Consider the following 2,481-nt stretch of genomic DNA (forward strand, 5'->3'; position numbering starts at 1 on the left):
TGAAATAAGTGTTCTATTAGTTGCCACTCCTCATCCGATAAATCGCTAGAATATTTCTTTCTCATTCAAAATCCTCTCATGAATCCTCATAAAGGATAATTGAAAATAAGGTTTTTTAACAGGCTCTGAGAAGGTAAGCAATTATTAATGCTAATGAACTGATTTCCTTCTAAGATAAAAATAGGGACAGAATTTATCATGATCGTTAATCCTTTGGGGTGAGTTTAATTAAATTAATTGTTTTAATCTTTATGTGATGGATTCTTTTTTAATATTAAAAAATAAATAGATGAGTGTGATTTGGTAGTCTAACTAATGACTATGATGATTTTAAGACTCTATCTAAATAGGAATTAATTCTTTTTTACCTAAAAACTTATAAAATGCTTCTAAATTGCAATGAGATAAAAAATATTTAATGCGCCTAAATGATATAAAAAAGAAAATATAGTATAATTAAAAAATAAGAATTACCGCATTTTAAAATACATTCATTTAAAAATAATTAAATTATTTCAATCGGAAGGTTAATATGAACATACAAGATAATTCCTTCAATACGTGGGATGATGTTCTATTAAATAAAATGATAGAAAAGAGACAGGAAGAAACTAGAAAAGAACTGCGAGAAGTTAAATCTAATCCAATTCTAGCCTCTATTAGAGAGGCGAGAAAGAGTGCAAGCGGAAAAGCGGAAAAAGTTTCTAGGAACTGGTTAGAAAGAATTAAAAATTTTATTAATCCCGGTTCTAAATCTGTCAAATCTCAAAAAATAATTGCTTTAAGGAAGCCTTCCGATCCTTCTAACATGATTAGAAGTCAGCCTTCGGTTGAAAGAGTTTTAAAAATTTTAAAGTCAAAGAGTAATTTTTTCACGGGCAAGCAGAAAAAATTTATTAATGATTTAGAAAAATTTCGTTTACCGCAAATGGCAAAAGCCAAGATTGGCTACGAATTAATCGAACATTCTTCTCGTTCTACTCATTTAACGTCTTCTTTGCCTAAGATATCCGTTTCCTTGGGAGGAGAAAGCTTTGAAGTGCATGATGGGGCTAGCCTTGACCAGCCTGTTGTCGTACATGCAACAAAAATGCAAACGGCGCCTTTAATCCTAACAGACAAAAAGAAATTTTTTGATGATAATATTAAAATTAGTGCTTCTCTTTTTGAAAAAGGAAAAATGTTCTTTCATAGCAATGATCCATCCGAGGATAACCCAGACGATCCTATGTCTCATCAGGATTACTATGTGGCTTTAGGATTAAGTGTAGACCCTGAAAACTTTTACCGCAATTATCCCCATGACGTAGGAAGTCCGACTTACAATCGTGATCCACATATTGCGACTAAAGGAGGCAATGATCGCGTCAAAGTCGAATCGCATATTAAAATGCAAAAAATAATCACTGTTTTGGGTTTTCTGGTTCAAGATCTGCAACAAAAATGTTACCAACATTTAAATTATGATGCCTATTTACCTTCCCCCTCTTCCAATACAGATAGAATTTATAAATTGGAAGGGCGACTTCAGAAAAAAAATTTAAGTGTTGAGGAAAAGGAGGAGGCAACAAGCGAGTTAGAAGAGTTGAGGAAAAAGACAGGTCATGAGGAAGAATTAAAAACTCTTGATTCCGGAATCGTAAAGGGAGAGGTTTTTTATAACATTAGAGATGAAATCAAAGAACTTGTTCACTTATCTAAAAGCATTAAAGACGAAAATCTTAGGAAAGAAATTTTAACCTTTCGAGATAACTTCGAAGCGTTTATAGACACGCACGATCTAACATCTAAACTATTGGAAAAAGCGACAATTGGTTTACGGCTTAAACTGCTTTTTCATAATGTGATCACCAAACATCTTGGAGAAAATTTAAGACGTCGTTTATTCCCTTATCATCTCACAAATCTTCAATTGACTAAATTGAATCGAATGTTTGGACCAACAGAACTCTTATCTTTTACCCGCGATTTTTCTTATAATGAACTCGAAGCCCTATCCCATGCTGAAGCTAAAAAAGTAGGGGCTCGCCCCATTCAAATAGCAAGCATTTTGATGAGCCGCTATGCTTTCGAAAAATTAAAGCAAGAAAAAGATCCAACCGTTATTCAACAATTTAAAGAATTAACAGAAATGGCCAAAAAACATCATCTTCCCATCATTATTGTTGATACAGCTGTCTAGAATGAAAATGAATGTAAAGGAAAAGAACAAATCAAAAAAATTTAAAGGCTAAAACCAGGAAAATTGCAAATCGGTTGCAGGCAAAAAAAGGCCTTAAAGCGGATGCTTTAAGGCCATGAAAGAAAAGCTTGGCGGCGACCTACTCTCCCACACTCTTGTGTGCAGTACCATTGGCGATGAAAGGCTTGACTTCTGAGTTCGGGATGGGATCAGGTATTTCCCTTTCTCTAATGCCACCAAGCGAAAAAGTTTAAATGAATCGTAAATCTCGTTAATTCACGTGTAAAAATCAGCGCTTG

1 protein-coding gene and 1 rRNA gene are annotated in these 2,481 nt (G+C 33.8%); one reads left to right on the forward strand and one right to left on the reverse strand.

Going from position 1 to position 2,481, the window contains the following annotated elements:
* Nucleotides 1-532 precede the first annotated feature (532 nt).
* Complete coding sequence (locus tag BN3769_RS00860) at nucleotides 533-2,182, forward strand: hypothetical protein (RefSeq protein ID WP_068466617.1); 1,650 nt, start codon at nucleotides 533-535, stop codon at nucleotides 2,180-2,182.
* A 126-nt stretch (nucleotides 2,183-2,308) separates the two neighbouring features.
* Here BN3769_RS00860 and rrf read toward each other — a convergent pair.
* Nucleotides 2,309-2,423 (reverse strand): 5S ribosomal RNA (gene rrf / locus BN3769_RS00865).
* Nucleotides 2,424-2,481: the final 58 nt, after the last annotated feature.

This window comes from Candidatus Protochlamydia phocaeensis (assembly GCF_001545115.1).
In the GTDB taxonomy this organism is placed as follows: domain Bacteria; phylum Chlamydiota; class Chlamydiia; order Chlamydiales; family Parachlamydiaceae; genus Protochlamydia_A; species Protochlamydia_A phocaeensis.

Bases quoted from the DNA above. Each gene is read 5' to 3' on its own strand.
- BN3769_RS00860 (WP_068466617.1), top strand. From the start codon at position 533: ATGAACATACAAGATAATTCCTTCAATACGTGGGATGATGTTCTATTA.